Annotated in this window: 16 protein-coding genes; 11 read left to right on the forward strand and 5 right to left on the reverse strand. The window is 45.8% G+C overall.

The genetic code is table 11. The annotated features are described in order from the left end of the window. Positions 1-84 precede the first annotated feature (84 nt). The 11 genes from RTR76_RS15450 (at position 85) to RTR76_RS15500 (ending at position 15,835) form a co-directional block, all read left to right on the forward strand. Positions 85-2,082: a methyl-accepting chemotaxis protein gene (locus tag RTR76_RS15450; RefSeq protein WP_312522194.1), complete on the forward strand. Its 1,998-nt coding sequence runs from the start codon at positions 85-87 to the stop codon at positions 2,080-2,082. Between the two features lie 246 nt (positions 2,083-2,328). Further along, positions 2,329-3,612, forward strand: coding sequence for a uracil permease (uraA, locus tag RTR76_RS15455; RefSeq protein WP_312522197.1), 1,284 nt, complete (start codon positions 2,329-2,331; stop codon positions 3,610-3,612). 414 nt (positions 3,613-4,026) lie between these two features. Next, the gene (locus RTR76_RS15460; protein WP_312522198.1) at positions 4,027-5,667 is read left to right on the forward strand and encodes a PucR family transcriptional regulator ligand-binding domain-containing protein; all 1,641 of its coding nucleotides are present in this window, start codon (positions 4,027-4,029) and stop codon (positions 5,665-5,667) included. A gap of 296 nt (positions 5,668-5,963) precedes the next feature. After that, positions 5,964-6,692, forward strand: coding sequence for a DUF2877 domain-containing protein (locus RTR76_RS15465; RefSeq protein WP_312522200.1), 729 nt, complete (start codon positions 5,964-5,966; stop codon positions 6,690-6,692). Between the two features lie 13 nt (positions 6,693-6,705). After that, complete coding sequence (gene fdrA / locus RTR76_RS15470; protein ID WP_312522202.1) at positions 6,706-8,265, forward strand: acyl-CoA synthetase FdrA; 1,560 nt, start codon at positions 6,706-6,708, stop codon at positions 8,263-8,265. Next, the gene (locus RTR76_RS15475; protein ID WP_312522204.1) at positions 8,262-9,677 is read left to right on the forward strand and encodes a DUF1116 domain-containing protein; all 1,416 of its coding nucleotides are present in this window, start codon (positions 8,262-8,264) and stop codon (positions 9,675-9,677) included. Before fdrA ends, RTR76_RS15475 begins: the two co-directional genes overlap by 4 nt. A gap of 27 nt (positions 9,678-9,704) precedes the next feature. Continuing rightward, positions 9,705-10,490: a cyclase family protein gene (locus tag RTR76_RS15480; protein WP_312522206.1), complete on the forward strand. Its 786-nt coding sequence runs from the start codon at positions 9,705-9,707 to the stop codon at positions 10,488-10,490. Between the two features lie 277 nt (positions 10,491-10,767). Further along, complete coding sequence (locus RTR76_RS15485; protein ID WP_312522207.1) at positions 10,768-11,622, forward strand: xanthine dehydrogenase family protein subunit M; 855 nt, start codon at positions 10,768-10,770, stop codon at positions 11,620-11,622. A 1-nt stretch (position 11,623) separates the two neighbouring features. Beyond that, positions 11,624-12,166: a 2Fe-2S iron-sulfur cluster-binding protein gene (locus RTR76_RS15490; protein WP_312522209.1), complete on the forward strand. Its 543-nt coding sequence runs from the start codon at positions 11,624-11,626 to the stop codon at positions 12,164-12,166. After that, on the forward strand, positions 12,159-14,519 hold the full coding sequence (locus RTR76_RS15495) for a xanthine dehydrogenase family protein molybdopterin-binding subunit (protein WP_312522211.1): 2,361 nt from the start codon (positions 12,159-12,161) through the stop codon (positions 14,517-14,519). Before RTR76_RS15490 ends, RTR76_RS15495 begins: the two co-directional genes overlap by 8 nt. Positions 14,520-14,746: 227 nt before the next feature. After that, positions 14,747-15,835: an HD domain-containing phosphohydrolase gene (locus RTR76_RS15500; RefSeq protein ID WP_312522213.1), complete on the forward strand. Its 1,089-nt coding sequence runs from the start codon at positions 14,747-14,749 to the stop codon at positions 15,833-15,835. 53 nt (positions 15,836-15,888) lie between these two features. Here RTR76_RS15500 and RTR76_RS15505 read toward each other — a convergent pair whose 3' ends face one another. The 5 genes from RTR76_RS15505 to RTR76_RS15525 form a co-directional block, all read right to left on the reverse strand. Continuing rightward, positions 15,889-16,062 (reverse strand): hypothetical protein, encoded by a 174-nt coding sequence (locus RTR76_RS15505; RefSeq protein ID WP_312522214.1) that lies wholly within the window; start codon positions 16,060-16,062, stop codon positions 15,889-15,891. Continuing rightward, positions 16,059-16,484 carry a DUF523 domain-containing protein gene (locus RTR76_RS15510; protein ID WP_312522215.1) on the reverse strand — a complete coding sequence of 142 codons (426 nt, stop codon included), beginning with the start codon at positions 16,482-16,484 and terminating at the stop codon, positions 16,059-16,061. The genes RTR76_RS15505 and RTR76_RS15510 overlap by 4 nt, the downstream gene beginning before the upstream one ends. A gap of 23 nt (positions 16,485-16,507) precedes the next feature. Continuing rightward, positions 16,508-17,026 (reverse strand): thermonuclease family protein, encoded by a 519-nt coding sequence (locus RTR76_RS15515; protein ID WP_312522218.1) that lies wholly within the window; start codon positions 17,024-17,026, stop codon positions 16,508-16,510. 184 nt (positions 17,027-17,210) lie between these two features. Continuing rightward, positions 17,211-17,456, reverse strand: a complete 246-nt coding sequence (locus RTR76_RS15520) for a hypothetical protein (protein ID WP_312522220.1) — start codon at positions 17,454-17,456, stop codon at positions 17,211-17,213. A gap of 107 nt (positions 17,457-17,563) precedes the next feature. Beyond that, positions 17,564-18,534 (reverse strand): mechanosensitive ion channel family protein (locus RTR76_RS15525; protein ID WP_312522222.1); only part of this gene is annotated, 971 nt, incomplete at its 5' end.

An 18,534-nucleotide genomic window follows, 5' to 3' on the forward strand; every position in this document is an offset into this window, starting at 1 on the left:
TTCACAAACAAAAGAGGTGATTGGAAAATTATGTCGAAAAACAAAAAACATTGACAAAAATGTGCTGATAGCAGGAGGTCAGAAATGGGAAGAACTGTTTTTGCAAAACTCGTGACACTAATTTTAGTACTTACACTGGCAGCCACGGGGATTACCGGATTTGTCATGCTTTCCGGGATGGAGACAAGCTTAAAGACAAGCAGTAACCGTGAATTGCAGAATCAAGCCAATCATTTTGCTGAGAATGTTGAAGCGATGCTGCAAGATAAAATTGCAATTGGGCAGACTATTGCAACCAATGCACAGGTAGTTGCAGGTGATACGGCCGGAATAAATGCACTTATCAATTCGATGGAAAAAAATAATTCAGCTTTTTATGAAGCAGTTAACATTTCAGATAAAGATGGACGGTTAACTCATTTTGCGCCTGAGTCTAATGCAGGAAAAATGATTGGGGTTTCAGTGGCGGAAAGACCACATTTCAAAAGTGTAAAAGAAACGGGAAAAACGTTTATCAGTGATGTAATGATTTCTAAGGATACAGGTAAACCAATCATTATTATTGCTGCGCCAATAAAGGATGGGGCCGGTAATTTTAAGGGGATTGCAACACAGGCCATCAAGCTTGATGCTCTGGAACAAATGCGCTCCCAGGTAAAAGTGGGTGAGACCGGATTTGCAAGTGTGGTCACAAATGCAGGCGGTAAGGCTATAACAATTGCTCATCAGGACAAGTCCTTTGTAACGGAGCAAAAGGACTTAAGCGAAGTCGCGATCATTAAGGCAACGATGGGCGGACAGAAGCAGCTGATGGCATTTACAAGTGCAGCTGGAGTGGAAATGATTGGAGCTACGGCAATTGTTCCCTCCAGTAACTGGATTGCCACCGTTATGGTACCAGAGACGGAAGTATATGCCGATGTGCACAGCAATCGTTTAAAAATGCTTGGAATTATGGCGGTAACAATCGTTATTGTCATTCTTCTTACTCGTTTCTTTGCCAATAAGATTGCTATTCGCCTGTCCCGGATGGTTCAGAGAGTGACACAGGTGGCTGAGGGAGATTTGCGGCCTGCTGAGATAACTGATCAGTCGGCGGATGAAATCGGTCAACTGGGGAAAGCAGTTCAAGATATGACAAGTAATCTGCGCGATGTAATGCGGCAGGTCAATCAGGCAGCTGAACAAGTAGCGGCGTCTTCGGAGCAATTAACCACAAGTGCCGAGCAGTCTGCTCAGGGAGCTACGCAGGTAGCTACCTCAATTTTTGAAGTGGCATCGGGTACCGAGAAACAAACTGAGGCGGTAGGCAAGACAACGGCTATTGTTAAACGAATTTCAAGTGAAATAGAGCATACGTCTGCTAATGTTGCAATTGTGGAGCAAACTTCCGGACAAGCTGCTGATGCTGCTAAAGAAGGCGGCAAGGCAATTGAGGCGGCAGTGAATCAGATGGCTAATATTGAAACTAAAGTAGTTCGCTCTGCGGGAGTTGTCAGCAAATTGGGTGAACGCTCCAAGGAGATTGGACAAATCGTTGATACAATATCCGGCATTGCCGGGCAGACGAATCTGCTTGCCCTCAATGCGGCCATTGAAGCGGCGCGGGCCGGTGAACAGGGGCGTGGCTTTGCAGTAGTAGCCGAAGAAGTTCGGAAGCTGGCTGAACAATCGCAGGAGGCAGCGAAACAAATTGCCCAATTGATCAGTGAGATTCAAACCGATACGGATAGTGCGGTTGTTGCTATGACTGAAGGAACCCATGAAGTCAAGGTTGGTGCCGAGGTAGTTAATACGGCCGGCCGGTCTTTTACCGAAATTATCTCGCTTGTTGATCGGGTGTCCGACCAGGTAAGCAGTATTACAACCGCTATTCGGGGGATCTCCGATAGTGGCACACAGATAATTAGTGCGATTGAAGATATTGATTTCATCAGCAAGGATACTGCCGGACAAACACAAACAGTTTCGGCAGTCACCCAGGAGCAGTCAGCGTCAATGGAAGAAATTGCAGCTTCTAGTGAAGCTCTGGCAACGCTGGCCCAGGATTTGCAAACGGTTGTGCTGCGCTTTAAAATTTAAATACTTCAGTATTGGCCTCAGCCTATATGGCTGAGGCTTTTTTGTTTAATAGGGAATCTGAAAAATAATACAAAATTACCCTGTTAAATGTTCAGTGGTTTGTAGCATTTCACAAAGGTTTGAAGAGTGCTTTGTTGAAAATTCAGACAATGAATATCTTTTTATTTATTTATACATCAGCTCCGGAGGTGATAGTCTAGGAACTCGGCTGCCGACAGTAAAATAAAATGAAAAGATGGTGAAAAAATGGCCAGAAGGATTATTGACGTAGATGAGCGTCCATCCCTAGTAGAAACAATTCCGCTGAGTCTGCAGCATCTGTTTGCCATGTTCGGTGCAACGGTTCTGGTTCCCATTTTATTTAAAGTAAATCCTGCTACAGTTTTGCTGTTTAACGGTATTGGAACCTTACTTTATATTTTCATTACAAAAGGCCGGATACCTGGATATCTTGGATCGAGCTTTGCATTTCTGTCTCCTGTATTTGTTGTATTGCCTCAATATGGATATGAAGCGGCACTTGGCGGTTTTATTGTAGTTGGCCTGATTTTCAGCTTAGTAGCCCTATCCATTGGCGCTGTTGGCATGAAGTGGATTGATGTGGTTTTTCCACCGGCAGCTATGGGGGCAATCGTTGCCGTTATTGGACTGGAGCTGGCGCCAGTGGCCGCCGATATGGCCGGACTTACCGCAAAAACACTTGATCCCCAAGTAATAACCGTCTCTTTATTTACGTTAGCGATTACAATTTTAGGCTCTGTTGTTTTTCGTGGTTTCTTAGCCATTATACCAATTTTGATCGGTGTTTTAGCGGGTTACATTTTGGCTTTATCGCTTGGACTTGTCGATATGAATGGGATAGCGAATGCTCCCTGGTTTGTTGTTCCTACTTTTTATACGCCTAAATTTCAGCTTAATGCGATTGCTATTATTATACCTGCCGCTCTGGTGGTTATTGCCGAGCATGTGGGGCATTTATTAGTTACGGGTAATATAGTCGGACGGGATCTGACAAAAGATCCTGGATTGCACCGCTCGCTGCTGGGCAATGGCCTATCCACTATGATATCCGGCTTCTTTGGTTCTACTCCAAATACGACTTATGGCGAAAATATTGGTGTCATGGCAATAACCAAGGTATATAGCGTTTATGTGATTGGCGGAGCTGCAGTGATTGCGATTGTACTTTCCTTTATCGGAAAACTGGCGGCTGCTATTCAAAGCATTCCTGTGCCGGTTATGGGCGGAATCTCAATGCTGCTGTTTGGTGTTATTGCAGCATCGGGTATTCGCATGCTGGTAGAGTCAAAGGTTGATTACAGTAAGGCTAAGAATTTGATTTTAACATCGACAGTATTGATTGTTGGCATCAGCGGTGCCCACATTACGATTGGCACTGTGGAAATGAAAGGGATGGCACTGGCAACTATCGTATCTATTCTGCTAAGTTTAGCTTTTAAACTGCTGGAAATGTTTTCGTTGATGAATGACAGTGCTGAAGAAGCGCCTAAACAGGATTGTACTCATTGAGAACAAAAGCCCGCTTTTTAGCGGGCTTTTGACAGGCCGTCGATAAAGCCTCATCTGCGTTGTACCCGTAAAGGGTAAGCCGAAGTACTAGGGTGCTAAAGCACCAAGAACTTCGCATTCAGGCCTGCGGGAGCTCGCTCGTCGTACCCGCGCTGTACTGTCTTCGCTCGCTTCCTCGGAATTCCCCGCGCCCACATCTCTTTGTTGCATAAAGCAGACATTTGAGATGGAGATCGTGCATCTAGGGCTTTCTCAACGGCCTGGGAACAAGGGTTCTCAACAACTGACAAAAGCCCATTGTTTAGCGGGCTTTTGAGCCATTAAAATCGTCAACATTAACCGACATAGGTTTAGCAAATGCCTATGCTATAATCAGAATAGACAGCTAATCTTAGTGATTGGTGGTGGACGATATTGATTCATTGTGCAGGTATTAGTTTGAGGGAAATGCTGGCATTACCAGGGTTAAAACAGGTTCGGCTGATTGCCGGAGCCGGTGGTCTCGATAAGGTAGTCACTTCCGTTAATGTGATGGAAGTGCCGGACATTATGGACTGGACCCGGGCCGGAGAATTATTGCTGACTACCGTTTACTCCATACGTCATGACACAAATGCACAGTCACGCCTGATTCCGGAACTGGCAGAGCGCAATTTAGCCGGACTGGCTATTAAACCGGGGCGGTATATTGAAAGAACGCCGGATATTATGATTGAACAGGCTAATGCTCATAACTTTCCCTTGCTGGAAATTCCCTATGATGTTTCTTTCCCGGACATTATTAATCCTGTTCTCAGCGAAATTAGCAATCAGCAGCTCGCAGTGATTCAGCGTGCCGATGAAGTGCATCTGCATTTAAACCGGGTTGTGCTTGAAGGCGGAGATTTGCGGGACATTGCTAATGTGCTTGTTGCTGCGCTAAACAATAACTTAGCCGTTATCCAAACGATATCTAACGATATCATCGTTGCATCTGACGAATATGACTGTGACCACCGGGATATCAAAAAATTAATAGAGCTGAACAGTCGGTATGGAACGGGCACTGGAAGAGGCAAGGTGGTGCTTGATGGGTTAGAAACAGGGTATTTCCGGCTGGCAATTTGTGTAGGGAAAAAATGGTATGGTACAATAACCGTTCTGGAAACGAAAGCACTTGTATCACGTTCTGATGAAGGGACAATTGAACGGACAGCTGCTGTGGCAGCTTTGGTACTTGTTAATCAGCTGGCAGTAGCATCAGTTGAACGGCGCTACTACAATGAATTCTTAAATGAACTGCTCATAGCCGAGAATAATGAGGAAAAGAATCTAAAAGGCCGGGCCAGGGGTTGGGGAATTGACTTGCAGAATCCTCACGTTGTTGCTGCTATCTGTTTTTATCACCAGAGTGATGAACTTGTGGAAGAATATCAGCTTATGGCTCAACGGATCATTCAGGGCTTACGGGAGAATTTTTCTGATATTGCTGTTGGTTATAAGCTGGACTGTATTATTATGTTTATACCGCTGCCACAAAATTGGACAGGGAAAGACTGCAATAAAGTGCGCGAAAAAATTAAGGCTATTTATGAGCGATTTGTCAGCCGCTTCGGCCGGGTAGCCGGTAAGGACTGCGGCTATATTGGTGTTGGACGGCCGGGAAGCGGGCTGGCAGGCATCCAGAGCAGCTACCGGGAGGCATTGCAGGCTTGCCAGACAGGAAGGAAAATTTGGCCGAAGGAACCTGTTTGCTATTACGCTGATTTAGGAGTCTGGCGCCTCTTAGGCAATATTCAAGATAAGCAGGAAATTCATCTTTTTATTGAAGAAACCTTGGGCAAGCTGCTGCTTTATGACCAGGAAAAGGGAGCAGAACTTGTCAAAACACTGGAAGTTTACTTTGAATGCAACGGCAAGTTGAAAAAGGTCACTGAGAAAATGTATGTACATTATAATACAATTTTATATCGCCTTGATCGTATTCAGCAGATTACCGGATGCAGTTTGGAAGATGCCACAGCTTGTCTTAATTTACAGATGGCAATTAAACTGCTTCAAATGGCAAAGAAATAAGTAAGGGTACTTTGTGATTTTTTACAAAAAAATGAATAAAACGAGCTGACAGCTTAGATAGTATTGCTATGGAAAAAATATTCCGAATTGTGATACTATTCAAGTGTAGGGGGTGATGTGCTTCGCAGTTACAAGCTCTCACAGGTGATAGCTCTTTTGTAAAAAAAATAAAAGACCGGGATTATTCAGGATGTGTCCACAGCATTTTTCACCGGACGGTAAATATTTGTGCTGCTGACGGACGGTTGTATAGTGTTCAGACGGCACAATACGACAATGCACCGCAGAGTATACGCGTGGCGGCCGATCTGCCTTTTTCCCAGATGGAAATCCATGATAGAGACAGTGTATGGGTAACCGGTGGAGCGTTACATATTGGTCAAATTGCAATTGACTTATCTTTTATTGTGCCGTGGCAGCCGGTATTGCCGGATTTCCCCAGCGGGGCTGTCCTGCAAAGGCTGGAACAAAATATACACCTTGTCAGACAAACCATCGGGCGCTTTGGGAAAAGCGGTGGATTGCGGGAGCTATGGTTTGATCCACAGCCTGGAGGTAAGCAGGGCATTTATGCAGCTCCTCTCAAGGAACGGGCAACCCTTATGCTAACAGCTTTGCGTGCGCAGGACATAGCGGGAGCCTATCAGGCGGGTTGTACCCTTATTGGGCTGGGCGGCGGACTTACTCCATCGGGTGATGATTTTTGTGCGGCGCTGCTGACCGTATTTAATATGCCTGGCAGCCCTTTTGGTACTGAATACCGCCAATTGGGAGAGCAGCTGGCGTCTGCCGCTCAAAGGCAGACTGCGTATATCAGCCAGGAAATGCTTAGGCTGGCAGCCAGTGGTCTGGTCCGGGAAAATGTAGGTGCCTTTCTTAAAGAAATTGCTGGTTGTTCACCGGATTCTCTGGAAGAGTCCGCTTTCAAGGTAATGCAGGCAGGCTGCTTATCCGGCACTGACTGGGCGGTTGGCTTGGCTGCCGGTTTGGAGGTCGGGAGGGAGTTAGCTACAATAGGCAAGTGAAGGGGGAAACGCCGTGGATGTAAAAATACTAATCAAAAAAGATACTTATCACGATTCAGTGGCGTTAATGTCGCTGTCAGGCAAGCTGACTGCATTGGATGGTGTAGTAGATGCCGTAGTGTCAATGGCTACTGATATGAATAAAGAATTGCTCCAGCGCATCGGACTCTATACGGATCAAGTGAGCGTGGCCGGCGTTAACGACTTGCTGATTGCAGTTAGGGCACAGGATGAAGCGGGCTGCGCAGAGGCTGTTCAATTTGCAGAAGAAGCGCTGTCTAAAAAGCAGGGAGCAAGAAAGAATGCGGCAGAGGTGCAGCCATCATCGGTGGAATCAGCAGTAAAAATTTTGCCTCAGGCTAATCTGGCCATTATTTCTGTTCCCGGGCAGTATGCAGTCAGGGAAGCGATGCAGGCGTTAAAAAACGGCCTTCATGTAATGATGTTTAGCGATAATGTAAGTGTTGAAGATGAAATTTCCTTAAAACAATATGCTCATCAAAGACAACTGCTGATGATGGGACCCGATTGCGGTACTGCCATCCTAAACTCGGTTGGACTTTGCTTTGCCAATGTTGTTCGTCAAGGCGATATCGGGATTGTTGGAGCCTCAGGCACGGGTACGCAGGAAGTTACCGTGCTGATTGACCGGTTTGGCGGAGGCGTTTCTCAAGTCATTGGAACGGGTGGCCGGGATTTAAGCGAAGCAGTGGGCGGCATTACTATGCTGGATGGAATAGCGGCACTAGAGCGTCATGAGGGGACAAAGGTAATTGTTTTAATTTCTAAACCACCGGCTGAAGCTGTAGCTGCTGTGATTCTTGAACGAGTAAAAGAGCTGACTAAGCCGGTGGTTATTTGTTTTGTCGGCGGTGATGCGGCGCAAGTGGAACAGGCAGGAGCCTTTTTCGGACCTACGCTTGAGGAAACGGCCCGGATTGCGGTCGCTCTGAGCAAAGGCGAAGAAGTATCACCTAGCTGCAATGATGAAAGACTGGCGGAATTGGCAGCGAGTAAAGCGGGTAAGATGGCGCAATCGCAGTGCTTCGTGCGCGGCTTGTTCTGCGGTGGTACCCTTTGTGATGAGGCCATGCATATTGTTAAGGCATATGGGCTGAAGACCTGCTCCAATGTTGCCAAGACGCATGAGGATAGGCTGCAAGACCCCCATCACAGTCAGGAAAATACCTTTATTGATTTAGGTGATGATATTTTTACTGCCGGAAAACCACATCCCATGATTGAGCCTTCCCTGAGGCTGACGAGATTGTTAAAAGAGGCTCAGGACCCTCAGACCGCCGTTATTGTGCTGGATTTTGTACTGGGATACGGCTCTCATATTGATCCCGTAGGAGTGACCCTGCCGGCAATACTGGAGGCAAAGCGCACGGCTCAGCTTGATGGACGCCATTTAGAGATCATTGGTTATGTATGTGGAACTGAGCAGGATGTGCAAGGCCGCGTCAAACAAGAGCAAAAGCTGGCTGCTGCGGGAGTCACGCTGGCGCCAAGCAATGCCCAGGCAGCCCGTTTGGCAGGAATGATTGCTAGGCAGCGGGAGGATAAAAAATGAGCTCAATAGATGCGTTATTCAGCGATAAGCTTGCTATTATCAATATCGGTGCCGAAACCTTTAAGGCTGAGCTTGAGGCTCAGGGAGCAGCTGTCCTGCAGCTGGATTGGAAACCGCCTGCCGGTGGTAACCGGGAACTGATTGCAGCATTGGATAAATTAACAAATAACGAACAAATTGAAGAGGCAAATGCCAGTGCTCTTGCCATTATTATCAATTCCCGGCCTGTATTAGTAGACATTGATACGGCTATTAACGTGATTCCCGGCATGACTAAAAACACTATTTTGCATGCCGGCCCGCCGGTTAAATGGGAAAATATGGCCGGGCCCATGAAAGGAGCCGTTATTGGAGCGCTTCTCTATGAAGGGATGGCGCCAACGGAAGCAGCAGCAGCTCTTTTAGCTGCCTCGGGGCAGATTAGCTTTGCTCCCTGCCATGAGCATAATGCCGTGGGACCAATGGCCGGTATCATTTCAGCATCAATGCCTGTGCAAATAATTGAAAATAAAACCTATGGAAATTTTGCTTACTGCACGTTAAATGAAGGACTTGGCAAGGTATTGCGCTATGGAGCGTACGGTACAGAAGTGATTGAAAGGCTGAAGTGGATTGAGCAGGAGCTCGGTCCGGTACTGAAGACCGCTGTTAACCTGTCAGGCGGAATCGATATTCGCAGCCTGATTGCACAGGCTATTCATATGGGGGATGAATGTCATAACCGCAATAAGGCGGGTACCAGTATGTTCATCCGGGCGATTGCGCCTTATCTGCTGCGCACAGGGGCCGAACCGGAGGCGATTATACGGGTCATTGAATTTATCAACTCTAATGATCATTTTTTCCTGAATCTATCTATGCCAGCCTGTAAAGCAGCCTTAGATGCTGCCCACGGCATTGAAAATAGTACGGTGGTTACAACCATGTGCCGCAATGGGGTGGAGTTTGGCATCCGGGTAAGCGGCTGTCCCGGCAATACCTGGTTTACCGGACCGGCGCAGATGATTCAAGGCTTGCTATTTCCCGGCTTTACCAGTGAAGATGCCAATCCGGATATCGGCGACAGTGCAATTACCGAAACCTGCGGCATTGGCGGCTTTGCAATGGGAGGCGCTCCGGCTATTGTACAGTTTGTTGGTGGTACTGTTGAAGATGCATTAGGGTATTCGCAGAAAATGTATGAAATTACGTTAGAGGAAAATCAAAATTATTCTATTCCTAACTTAAATTTTCGCGGTACGGCAACGGGAATTGATGTACGTAAAGTGATTGCCAGCGGCATACTGCCGGTTATCAATACAGGTATGGCTCACAAAGAAGCAGGTGTTGGCCAGGTAGGTGCAGGAGTGGTTAGACCACCTGCCGAGTGCTTTGAAAAGGCAATCGTGGCTTTGGCAGCACGAATTGAATAGTTAAAACAAAGAAGGGGAGATGTTACTATGGTAAAGAATTGGGATAAAGTTAAAATGTATGATCTCACTCAAAAACTCAGTCATCTTACTCCACCCTGGCCGACTTATGAACCGCTGCAAATTAAGTTTTTTAAGCGTCTTAGCTCTAACGGTGCTAATGGTCAGGTAATTACAACTTCAAACCACGTAGGGACGCATCTTGATGGCTCATTGCACTTTTGTACTCATGGCCGCGACATTGCCAGTATCCCGCTGAAGGATCTTATAGGCCCTGGAGTGGTAGTAGATCTGAGCGATATGACGGAAGATTATGGAATCTATACATCAAAAGATATTACTGACCGGGTGGAAGTCCGCAAAGGGGATATCCTGATTATTCATACAGGTTATGCCAGATATGGTTGGGATCAGCCGGAAGGCGATGAAGTTCGCTATATGGTCAAACATCCTGGACCTACCCGTGAGTTTGCAAAATGGTGCCATGAAATGGAACTAAAATGGATTGGTGTTGATTGCGGTTCTGCTGATCATCCGATGAATACTAAAATTCGCGACTGGTGCCCCAAGCAGGCTGCAGAATGTGAAGCGTATTTCCAGCAGAAATACGGGAAAAGCATCTCCGATATTTTTCCTGATGACCACTATCAATTGATGCATATTGATCTATTCCCTCATGATATTATACACGCTGAGAATGTAGGCGGTGAAATTACCAAAGTACTCAACAAACGGTTAATTGTAGGCTGTTATCCGTGGCGTTTTGAAGGCGGTGAATCTTCTATCTGCCGTATTGTTGCTTACGACGAAGAATAAGAGCAAAAAAGGCTGTATGAACACTGTTAAAAACGCTTAAAATCGTAGGTTTTAAGCGTTTTTGCTGTATTCTTACAGAGAAAAAGAGCCTTTGGTACTATTCACAATAAAGCGGATTAAACGAAGAAAAGATTTGTAGAAATACTACAATTGATTATCTAACAATATTATTGCTAATATTCTGACAACAATATACCATTTAAATTAGGATATTGATTGATGAATATCGGAATTCGGCAGATTGTTTTGATTGCAACACCATAAGGAGGTATGAAGCGTGTTAAGCAGGTTTGATTACATTAGGCCACAGGTTCTTGAAGATGCGCTGGCTTTTCTGGGGGAAAACACCGGTACTAAAATTCTTGCCGGCGGCACTGATTTAATGGTAATGTTGCGCCGAAATGCTGAAATGCCTGAACATATTCTGGATATTAAATCCATACCGGAGACTAAGCAGTTAGAGTATAAGCCAGGAAGCGGCCTTTTTATCGGAGCCTCTATTACTGTTAACCAGGTAGCTGAAGCAGAGGCTATTCAAAAAAGATATGCTGCTTTAGTCCAGGGGGCAAATTCATTAGCATCGTATCAACTGCGAAACCGTGCTACTCTGGTAGGAAACATCTGCAATGCTTCACCTGGTGCTGATTTGGCTGCTCCGCTTTTGGTATACGAAGCCACCGTTCATATTGCCGGCAGCCGGGGAACTCGTCAAGTGGCCATTGACCAATTCTTTACGGGAGTTAAAAAGACAGTACTTCAACCGGATGAAATGGTATTGGGTATTTCCTTGCCTGATGTTGGACCCGGTGATGACAGTATCTTTTTAAAGCAAGCCCGCATAAAGGGGCATGATTTGGGCATTGTCGGGGTGGCGGCACGACGGACTGCGGCTAACACGTATCTTGTTGCTATGTCGGCAGTGGCTCCAACGCCCATCCGGCTTACAAAACTGGAAGAAATGCTGAACTCTCAGGGCGTAACTGCAGAGCTTGCCGTCCTGGCAGGAGAAAAGGCGCGAAGCTTAATTAAGCCTATTTCCGATGTTCGGTCTTCAGCCGAATATCGCCTGCATATTTCCGGGATATTGGTCAAACGGGCGTTGATGCAGCTGCTTGTCATAGGAGGTAAGTAAAATGTGTGAAATACATAGTGCGAAAGACAAGTGTTTTGCTTATGCTGATTCAGGCTTGCCCCGGGTTTGCCTTGCTTGCGTGGTTAATGACGAGCCGGTAACGGCAATGATAGATCCGACGATGACTTTGCTTGCCTTTCTACGGAAGGAGCTGAGCTTGTTTGGTACGAAAGAAGGCTGCGGAGAAGGAGAATGCGGTGCCTGTACCATTATAATGAATGGTGACACAGTTAACTCCTGTATCATACTGGCGCTGGAAGCACAGGGGGCGGCTATCACTACGGTAGAGGGCTTAAGCACCGGCGGGAAGCTTTCCATTTTGCAGCAGGAATTTATTCACCATGATGCCTTGCAGTGTGGTTTTTGTACGCCTGGCATGTTAATGTCCGCAAGGGCATTACTCAACCGGAATCCTCAACCCAGTGAAGAAGAAATAAAAGAAGCCATTGCCGGTAATTTCTGCCGTTGCACAGGCTATACGCCGATTATCGCTGCTATCGCATCGGCAGCAAAGCTGGAGAAGGAGGAACGCGGCCATGAGTAACAATCAATACCGCCATGTCAGCAAATCCAGCTTGCGCATTGAAGCTCATGAAAAAGTAAGCGGGCGGGCTACTTATACCTTTGATATGGAAATGCCTGGTATGTTATATGCAAAATGTCTGCATTCACCCCATGCCCATGCCGAAATCATTTCGATTGATACAAGTGCTGCTAAGTCTTTACCAGGTGTTAAGGCTGTGCTCACAGGTGAAGATATTCCTTATTTAGTTGGTTTGTATATGGTAGACAAACGGGTGCTGGCCCGTGGTAAAGTGCGATATCAGGGTGAGGCGATTGCAGCAGTTGCAGCGGTCGACGAAGCAACTGCAGAAAGGGCGCTCACTCTCATCAAGGTGGAATATAAGCCGTTGCCGATGGTCAGTACTTTTGACGAAGCATTAAGCGGCAGTATCCTGGTACATGAAGATATTAATGAGCTGGAATATATACAAGGCGTATTTTTTCCGCAGCCTGACTCGAACATTGCCAGCTGGAACAAAACAAGCAAAGGCGATGTAAGTAAAGGCTTTGCCGAAGCAGACCTCATTGTAGAGAATGAACTGACTTTACCGGCAGTAGCACATGTTCCGTTGGAAACGCATGTAGCTATTGCTCAGGCTGATCCCTGTTCCAATCAGGTGAAGATATGGGCGGCCACTCAATCGCCATTCGGGGTACGCAAGCTATTGGCAAAAGCGCTGGGCATATCCACTGGCGACATTCAGGTAATTGCACCTTATGTAGGCGGAGGGTTTGGCGGAAAAGCCGGTATACATCTTGAACCGCTTGCCGCAGTTCTTTCCCGGGTCTGCAAGGGACGGCCGGTTAAGATTACCGCCTCCCGTGAAGAAGAGTTCAACCAACTGCCATGTCGTGCCGGCATGCGGGGGCGGGTCAAGACCGGAGTTAAAAAGGATGGAAAGATCACGGCTGCTGAAATCTACTATGACTGGGATAGCGGAGCGTATGCGGATTACGGCGTAAATGTTGGCAAGGCAGCCACTTATTCCGGAGCCGGTCCTTATGAAGTTCCCAATCTTGAGCTTCATTCCCGTACGTTATATACCAATAAGGTATTCAGTACTGCGTACCGTGGCTTTGGACACCTGGAGACACATTGGATTATTGAACGCCAGATGGATATGGTAGCAGAAAAGCTGGGTATGGATCCTTATGATTTCAGGATGAAAAATATCTTACGCGATGGGTCCATTACAATCAGCGGCGAGCGCATTCATGAAAACTCCGGACGGCCTGATCAGTGTCTGGAGGCAGTTTCCAGAGAGATTGGCTGGACCGGGGGCCAGTCTGCTGAAGCACGGCAGGCCGCGCTTCAAACAGGAAAGGTACGCGGCAAAGGCCTGGCCTGCCTGCAAAAGGCACCGGCTATGCCTCCCCACACTTCAACTACGGCGATTATGCAAATGGATGATGACGGTATTGTCCGGCTGATGATCGGGGTAGTGGACATGGGGCAGGGAGCGAATACCATTATGGCGCAAATTGCAGCCGAAGTGCTGGATATGCCGATTGAAAAGGTTAAAGTGGTATGGGAAACAGACACAGACCGCCATCCTTACGATTGGTCCACAGTTGCTTCAAAATATACGTTTATGGGCGGTAATGCTGTAAAGCGCTGCGCCCAAAATATGATCGTACAGATGAAGGAAACTGCTGCCCAGGTATTGCGGTGTGCCATAGAGGATCTCGTTCATGGCAATGAATATATTTACCACGCTCAGCATACGCATCGACGCATTTCCTATAAATCGCTGGCCTTGGGCTATGCTTATGAAAATGGGAATGGTATCGGCGGTCCTCTAGTTGCCCGCGGTACGTATATGGCAGATGGGTTAACATTTCTTGATCCGGTAACAGGCCAAGGGCTTCCTGCACTAGACTGGACTTTTGGCGCTCACGGCGTAGAGATTGAAGTTGATGTGGAGACAGGTGACATTACCGTACTTAAAATAGCCTCCGCTTTTGATGTTGGTCAAGTCATTAACAAACAGTTAATTGAAGGGCAAATCATGGGCGGTGTCTTACAAGGCATTGGATCAGCCTTGGTAGAAGGTTATAAGTTTGGTGCTGACGGACGGCTGTTAAATCCCTCCTTTACAGATAACAAGATTCCTACGGCTAAAGATATTCCGGTCAAGCTGGTACCGATTCTTATTGAAAACCCTCAATTGGATGGACCCTTTGGAGCTAGAGGTGTTGGCGAGCATCCGATGATTTCCGTTCCCTCGGCCATTGGCAATGCTCTTTATGATGCGCTGGGGATTCAATTTTTTGACTTGCCGCTGTCACCGGAAAAGGTTGCACTGGCGATCGTGCAGGCTGCAGCAAAATAACACAGCTTAAACCCTTATCAATCATAAAGAGTAGCGCAGTCAAGCTTGATTGACTACGCTACTCTTTACTTTGTATTGTTCCGGATGGACAGATAACAATAGTTAATGTTAACAAAGCAGGAATTTGTTAACCAGTGTCGAAAAATACGAAAAAATGGGCAATCATATGTAATGCGAGCCTCTGATTGAGGGTAGTGATGGTGATTGCATGAGAGGGATCGCAGATAATGGTGCAGAATAGAAAGGCTGATTACGAGAGCCAGCCGAAAGCGACGAATGTTGTTGAGCTGCAGGTCAAATATTTAGCCCCCGGAATGCAAATTGCCAGGGATATTTTTTCGTCTGACGGTAAAATTCTTGTTAGCCAAGGAAAAGAAGTCAGCCAGCATTCTATTAAAAAACTTCAGGACTGGCAGATTGAAACCGTTTTAATTGTGCAGGAAAAGGCGGCTAATCCTCTGATCAGGTCAGAAGTGCAGCAATTTATCAATACGTATAATCAGTCCATTGATGTCATATCAAAAGCTTTTGAAAAAACACGGGAAACACAAGAGATACCCTTGGAGGTATTTGCAGCAGCCAATAAGGAGATTCAGGAAAATATTCCGGCTAGTGGTAATATTATTGATCAATTGTATAACCTGCCGCCTTGTGATGATTATACGTTCCGTCACAGCGTAAACGTTAGTGTGATCACTGCTTTAATTGCCGGATGGCTCGGCTATCCTCCTGATATTGTCAACCAGATGTCTTTGACGGGCTTACTCCACGACATAGGCAAGTCGCAATTGCCGCAGCATATTTTAAATCAACCTAACCTTTTGTCAAACAGCGATTATGAACTTTATAAAAGACACACTCATTATGGTGCGGAATTGCTCCAAAAGAACTTGGATATACCTCAGACCGTTAAACATGGCATAACAGCTCACCACGAGCGAGAGGACGGGAGCGGTTATCCCTATGCATTGTTAGGTGACAAAATTCATCCTTATGCAAAAATTGTCGCCATTGCCGATTTGTATGATGAAGGGATGACAATCAGCCGCGAGGAAGGTATGCTCTTGAGTCCGTATGCTGCGTTGGAACGGTTAAAAGATAATATCTATAAAATTGAAGCCAAAGCAGCTATTACCTTTATAAACCGGATGACTAATTTTCTATCCGGTAATGTAGTTGCTCTTACCGATGGGCGAATTGGCCGGGTAGTTTTTATTAATAAAGATACACCGTCCCGTTCTATTATCTTGATTAATGACGGGCAAATAGTTGACCTAACCGAAACCCGAGGAGTTCACATTTTTCATTTGGTATAATATGGAAGTAAAAACAAACCCCCGAAGCTTTTTGCTTCGGGGGTTACTAGTTGTTACGGAAAGAACATATCTAATACGAACTTGGCTCCTGCGAATAGTGCCCCAGCCCAAAGCGCCTTTTGCAGTCGCTGCTCCTTGGTTAAGCCTTTTCGCAGACGGGGTAAAATAAGATACAAAAATGCGCCAAACAAGAGAAAAATAATTACATAGTTACCGATAAATTTCAATATAGCTCCTCCAGATTTTCTTCTGTCAGTACTTTAATGCCTTGTTCTTTAAGTAGTTGGGTAAATATACCGTCACCGGCAATGAGTGTTCCAGAAAATGTACCATCATAAATGCTGCCACAGCCACAAGAAGGAGATTTAGACTTGACGATTGCTTTTTGACACCCGATTGCTGAGGCAATAGCACAGGCTGCGTTGGCGCCTCGCAGAAACTGTTCCGTAACGTCTTCCCCGGTATTGAATACAATCTGCCCATGACGAATTTCTGCCGGAGGACGGGGAATGGAGAAGCCTCCCAGTATTTCGGGACATACTGGCAAGGCAAGGCCCCTTTTGACCATATTCAGTATTGCCGGAATAGGGAAGGGGCTGCCGTTATAACGGCATTCAACACCTGCCAGGCAAGCACTTACAATCAGCATCACTAATTCTCCTAAAGTGGGAGTTATCTATCCCATATTCCTTTATCGCCTACTTGCGCTTCAGCTTGATAGCGCTGCAGGAAAGTTGCATATTTTACGTTTACAGACTCAATCTTTAGGCGACCATAACCATCAAGCACTAAGCGGGCATTGAAAAGTTTGTCACGCAGATCGTCATCGCTGTCGGAGGTGGGCTGGCTAAGCCAAACATAGGCTAATAGACAATTTTCTTTATCCCGTTGCTGTTTATCAAACTGCAAATAGATGGTGCGCCCTTCCAATTGTTCGCGAAGGAATTTTTCTGCTTTTAGGCCGTTTGCTTTACTATGTTTGTTTGGATCCAATTTAGAAGGAAGATCGACTGCGATCATCCTTACATTTTCGGCACTGTCATTTACATAGACCTGAAGGGTACTGCTGTCAGTTACCCGAACGACATAAGCGGAAGTCGTTAAGGGTGAAGCCGAGACAAGTGGGAACACTCCAAGCAGCAGGAACAGGGAGAGAATGGCAATTACCGAACTTCGAAATAGTGGATTCATCTAATTCCTCCTTTAGGTGAAATTTGGTCGATGTTTGCCCATTGGCAATTGAAGCCAATTAGCACGTTACCTTTATTTTGCATCAAAATACACAAAATGTCCAAAAAATATTATTAGACAAGTGAAAAAGGTGGTGTAAAAAAATAAAAGGCTTCTGCAGAGAACTCTGCAGAAACCTTTGTGGTCAGTCAATTTTAGCAGCATTTTCAATAACGAAAACATCTAATATTTCCATAAGATCTCTGGGGAAGGTGAGATGATGACGCTCGCCTACGGAATTTAAGGCAACAGTCAATGAAGCCCGGAATTTAGGCGTAAGGATAATCGGATCGTTAGAAACAATAGCACTAAGATTAGTATATAAAAACACTTCCAATTGATCACGGATATCAGGACGTATGCCTAGTGGTTCCCGATGCAGCTTGTTCATATAGGCACCCCTAATGACTTAGTTTATCCAGTATATGCTGCCGGCCAAGTGGTGTTACCCTGTTAACAATTGTAGTTTCAATGCATCTTGCTTGACCTGAATATGCATTAGCTTATTGGATAACTCTCCTGCTTTTCCAGATATATCGTTTGAGCAGGGTAGGCAAATCTAATATTTCGTTCCTCTAAAGCTTCCTTCAGTTTTAAATTGATTTCCTGTTGAATGTTCATGTACAACGTATAATCATTGCCCAGGACATAATAAACAACATCAAAATTGAGGAACGATTCACCTAATGCGCTGAAATGAGCTCTGTCAAATCTGGTATCAGCAATGCCTTCGATAATTTGCTTGACAATTACCGGTATTTCCCGCAGCTGCTGACTTGTAGTCTCATAATGAATGCGAAATTTGAATACAATCCGGCGGGTTTCCATGCGTTTTAGATTTTGAATACGGGAGTTTGTAAGGTCTGAGTTGGAGAATATCAGCTGTTCACCACTCAGGCTGCGGATACGTGTTGTTTTAATGCCGATGTGCTCAATTGTACCCATATGTCCGTCAATGGTAATAAAGTCACCTATTTCAAAGGGACGGTCAAAAACGATACCAACATAACTGAACAAATCTCGCAGCATGGCCTGGGCAGCAAGTGCAACTGCTATGCCGCCTATGCCTAAGCCGGCAATAACGGTAGAAATCTGAAAGCCCAGATTATCCAGCAGAAATACTAGGCCAATGCCCCAAATTGCCACTCGTAAGAAGGGGATAACGGCTTTAATATTATGCTCCCGATCAGTCATTTCTTTAGCTTTTAATGAATAGTTAAGCGTATAATCGACCATGGCAACAATAAAGCGGATGCCTGCAATCGTTAAAACAATGATCCCAATGACATCAATGCTTCGGCCCAATAAGGGATGCAGCGCAAGACTGCGGACTGCTAAATAGAAAGAGCCAAAATATAAGGCCGGCAGCAGCGTTTTTTCCAGCGTTTGGAGCAAATATACGTCTAGCTTGCCTGTGGCAGCTTCAGCCCATGATTTGAGACGGTTTAAAACAGCACGGTCAAATAGCT

Origin of the sequence: Anaerospora sp., assembly GCF_032013335.1 — a bacterium.
Classification (GTDB): domain Bacteria; phylum Bacillota; class Negativicutes; order Sporomusales; family DSM-15969; genus Anaerospora.

Coding starts and splice junctions, on each gene's coding strand:
- RTR76_RS15515 (WP_312522218.1), bottom strand. CDS start 17,026: ATGAATCCACTATTTCGAAGTTCGGTAATTGCCATTCTCTCCCTGTTC.
- RTR76_RS15510 (WP_312522215.1), bottom strand. CDS start 16,484: ATGCTGATTGTAAGTGCTTGCCTGGCAGGTGTTGAATGCCGTTATAAC.
- RTR76_RS15500 (WP_312522213.1), top strand. CDS start 14,747: ATGGTGCAGAATAGAAAGGCTGATTACGAGAGCCAGCCGAAAGCGACG.
- uraA (WP_312522197.1), top strand. CDS start 2,329: ATGGCCAGAAGGATTATTGACGTAGATGAGCGTCCATCCCTAGTAGAA.
- RTR76_RS15490 (WP_312522209.1), top strand. CDS start 11,624: ATGTGTGAAATACATAGTGCGAAAGACAAGTGTTTTGCTTATGCTGAT.
- RTR76_RS15475 (WP_312522204.1), top strand. CDS start 8,262: ATGAGCTCAATAGATGCGTTATTCAGCGATAAGCTTGCTATTATCAAT.
- RTR76_RS15520 (WP_312522220.1), bottom strand. CDS start 17,456: ATGAACAAGCTGCATCGGGAACCACTAGGCATACGTCCTGATATCCGT.
- RTR76_RS15495 (WP_312522211.1), top strand. CDS start 12,159: ATGAGTAACAATCAATACCGCCATGTCAGCAAATCCAGCTTGCGCATT.
- RTR76_RS15450 (WP_312522194.1), top strand. CDS start 85: ATGGGAAGAACTGTTTTTGCAAAACTCGTGACACTAATTTTAGTACTT.
- RTR76_RS15480 (WP_312522206.1), top strand. CDS start 9,705: ATGGTAAAGAATTGGGATAAAGTTAAAATGTATGATCTCACTCAAAAA.